General features: G+C 70.8%; 3 protein-coding genes. 1 reads left to right on the forward strand and 2 read right to left on the reverse strand.

The genetic code is table 11. The annotated features are described in order from the left end of the window. Nucleotides 1-36 precede the first annotated feature (36 nt). Nucleotides 37-324, forward strand: coding sequence for a GIY-YIG nuclease family protein (locus CH341_RS29410; RefSeq protein WP_111422879.1), 288 nt, complete (start codon nt 37-39; stop codon nt 322-324). Between the two features lie 145 nt (nt 325-469). Here CH341_RS29410 and recN read toward each other — a convergent pair whose 3' ends face one another. Continuing rightward, a complete protein-coding gene (recN, locus tag CH341_RS29415; protein WP_111422875.1) occupies nt 470-2,140 on the reverse strand; it encodes a DNA repair protein RecN in 1,671 nt (556 codons plus the stop codon). A 258-nt stretch (nt 2,141-2,398) separates the two neighbouring features. Next, nucleotides 2,399-3,280, reverse strand: coding sequence for an outer membrane protein assembly factor BamD (locus tag CH341_RS29420; protein WP_111422877.1), 882 nt, complete (start codon nt 3,278-3,280; stop codon nt 2,399-2,401). Nucleotides 3,281-3,663 lie beyond the last annotated feature (383 nt).

Genomic DNA, 3,663 nt, shown 5'->3' on the forward strand with positions numbered 1-3,663 from the left:
CCCTCGCAGGGCGAGCTGCGGCTCGCTGGCGAGCCGGTGTTCGCGGGCGGCCGCTGGCTGCGCGACGATCTGCGCCGAACCCTCTATGTGGGGGTGACGCGCGATCTCGTGCGCCGGACCTGGCAGCACAAATCCCACGACGTTCCCGGTTTCACGACTCGGTACGATGTCGACCGTCTCGTCTGGTTCGAATGCTACGACGATCCGGTGACCGCGATCGAGCGCGAGAAGGACATCAAGAAGTGGCGGAGGGCTTGGAAGATCGCGCTGATCGAGAAAGACAATCCCGATTGGAGAGACTTGTATCCGGAGATCACGGGATAGGCGATCGGGGCTCGACCCTTCCGGGCGGCGCGTAGCGCCGAACCCGGATCCTGCCGAGTATTCGGAGCCTGCCGCTGGATTCCGGGTTCGCGCCTTCGGCGCGCCCCGGAATGACGGCGGCCTAACACACACACCCTTGGGCCCCCTACCCCCCGGCCGCCTTCAGCAATCGGTCGGCGGCGGCGCGGGCTTCGGTGGTGATCTCGGCGCCGGAGAGCATGCGGGCGATTTCCTCGCGCCGCGTGGCGTCGTCCAGCGCTGCGACCCGGGTGGCGACGCGCTTGCCGCGGTCGAGGGCGCCCTTGCTGATGAGAAAATGCCGGCCGGCGCGGGCCGCCACCTGCGGCGCGTGGGTCACGGCGATCACCTGCACCTTGCCGCCGAGACGGGCGAGCCGCACCCCGATGGCGTCGGCGACGGCGCCGCCCACCGCCGTGTCGATCTCGTCGAACACCAGGGTCGGCGCCGAGCCGCGGTCGGCGATCACCACCTTGAGCGCCAGCAGAAAGCGCGACAGCTCGCCGCCGGACGCCACCTTCATCAGCGGCCCCGGCGCCGTGCCGGGATTGGTCTGAACCTGGAACTCGATCCGGTCGCTGCCGTGCGGCCCGGCGCGGTCCGGCTCGGTGACCACGGCGGTGGCGAAGCGCGCCCGCTCCAGCTTCAGTGGCTTCAGCTCGCCGTTGACGGCCTTGTCGAGGCCCTCGGCGGCGCGGCGCCGTTTCGCCGAGAGCGCCGCCGCCGCCTGGTCGAAGCGCGCGCCCGCGGAGGCGGCCTCACGCTCCAGCACGGCGAGCCGCTCGGCCCCGGCATCGATCAGCGCGAGGTCGTTCTCGTAGCGCTCGGCCAACGCCGCCAGCGCATCCACGGCGACGTTGTATTTTCGCCCTGCCGCCCGCAGCGCGAACAGCCGCTCCTCGATGCGCTCCAGCGTCTGCGGGTCGTAGTCGCCCGCCGCGAGCGCCGCCTCGAGATGCGCCCGCGCCTCGTCGAGCGCCGTGAGGGCGGCGTCGATCGCCGCCACGGCGGGGGCGACATAGCCGCCTGCGGTGCCGCGCCGCTCCAGCCGCCGCACCGCGGCGGCGAGGGCCGGGGCCGGCGACTGCGAGCCGGAGACGACCGCGAGCGCATCGCGAAGATCGTCGGCGGCCTTCTCGGCCTGCATCATGGCGGAGCGCCGCTCGGCCAGCGCCGTCTCCTCGCCGGGCTCGGGTGCCAGCTTGCGCAGCTCGTCGACCGCGTGACGCAGCCACTCGGCCTCGCGCTGCGCCCGCTCCACCTCGGCGCGATGCGCCGCCAGCGTCTGCTCCGAATCGCGCCGCGCGACCCACAGCCGTCCGACCTCCGCGGCCTCGCGGTCGAGGCCGCCATAGGCATCGAGCAGGCTTCGATGGCTCGCCGGGTCGACCAGGGCGCGGGCGTCGTGCTGGCCGTGGATCTCGACCAGGCGCTCGCCGAGGCTCTCCAGCACCTTCACGGACACCGGCTGGTCGTTGACGAAGGCGCGGGTGCGTCCGTCGGCGAGCTGGACGCGGCGGAGCAGGAGCTGGTCCTCCACGGCGATGTCGTTCTCGCGCAGCAGCGCGTGCACCGGATGGTCGGCGTCGGGCTCGAACACGGCCGTCACCTGGCCCTGCTCGGCGCCGGCCCGCACCAGGCCCGCGTCGCCGCGCGCCCCGAGCGCCAGCGAGAACGCGTCGAGCAGGATCGACTTGCCGGCCCCCGTCTCGCCGGTGAGCACGGCGAGGCCGGACCCGAAATCGAGGTCGAGCCGGTCGATGAGGACGATGTCGCGGATCGAGAGGCGGGCCAGCATGGCTCAGTCCGGTGTGGCGGTACGGAACCGATCCCGGCGCGGGATGCCGATATCGCCCGTCGTTCACTCCGTCATGGCCGGGCTCGTCCCGGCCATCCACGCCTTGCGCGAGGCAGCGGCCCTAAACGTGGATGCCCGGCACAAGGCCGGGCATGACGGCGCAGAGTGTCTGTTCGTCTCGTACAAGAACGCGAATGGCCGGGACAAGCCCGGCCACCGAAGAAAATCGCAGCATGGTCGGCGGAGATCGGCGTGCGCTCAGCCCAGCCCGACCTTCTTGAACGCCCGGCTGATCCACGAGCCCTTGTTCTCGGACGGCTCGAGCCCGCCGCCGCGCACCAGATTGTACGCGTCCTTGTACCACGGGCTGTCCGGGAAGTTGTGGCCCAGCACGGCTGCGGCCGTCTGGGCCTCGGCGACGATGCCCAGCATCATGTAGCACTCGGTGAGACGCATCAGCGCCTCCTCGACATGCCGGGTCGTCTGATACTGCGTCACCACCACCTTGAAGCGGTTGATGGCGCCGATGAAGTTCTTCTTCTCCATGTAGTAGCGCGCGACCGTCATCTCCTTGGCGGCGAGATGGTCGCGGCCGACCTCGATCTTCTTGCGCGCCTGCGCGGCGTATTCCGACGTCGGATACTTGCGGATGACCTCCTCGAGCGACTGGATGGCCCGCTCGGTGCGGGTCTGGTCGCGGGTCACGTCGGGGATCTGGTCGTAATAGGAGGCGCCGATCAGATACTGGGCGTAGGCGACGTCCGGGCTGCCCGGATGCATCGAGACGTACCGCTTGGCGGCGCCGATCGCGTCCTCGTACTGCTGCGTCTCGTAATAGGAATAGGCCGTCATCAGGAGCGACTTGCGGGCCCAATCCGAATACGGATGCTGGCGGTCGACCTCCTCGAACTTCTTCACCGCCTCCTTGGGCGAGCCCTTCTCGTTCAGGAGGAAGACGCCCTCGTTGTAGAGCTTGTCGGCCGGCAGGTCGGGCCCGAGATCGTCGTCCTTGTCCCCGAACAGGCTGCCGAGACTGCTGCACCCGGCCAGGATCACCAGCACGGGCAGCAGCGCACAAATGCGTCCGATCCCGGGAAATCCCGGGCGCGGAGCCGCGCGCCTTGACGACCTTGAAACCACCGAATCCCCCTCGTGAACCCCGTCGCGCGGCCGCCCGTCCTGGCCGCGTTCACCGACGTTCGAGCATGCCCTGTCGGTGCGGACTCAACCCCGACATTCGGCCGGGAATGTGGCGACGCGCCGCACCGGTGCCTCCCGGCCCCCGAGTGCGTCCCGCCGGACACGACATTCCTCCGCCTTGGAGCATGTCCGGAGGCGATGCGAAAGCGTTTCCGACCCGGGGCCGGCTCACCAGCGGGGCGGAGCCGACCCGAGCGGACCGGCCGGCCGCTCCCAGGCCATCGCGGCTCCTTCGACGGCCACGGGCGGCCGCAACCGCCGCGCCGCCCCCCACGGGGTCGATTCGATCGCCTCGGCGACGTCGGCCGGCCCGGCGGGAGCCG

It is taken from the genome of Rhodoplanes roseus (assembly GCF_003258865.1).
Classification (GTDB): Bacteria; Pseudomonadota; Alphaproteobacteria; order Rhizobiales; family Xanthobacteraceae; genus Rhodoplanes; species Rhodoplanes roseus.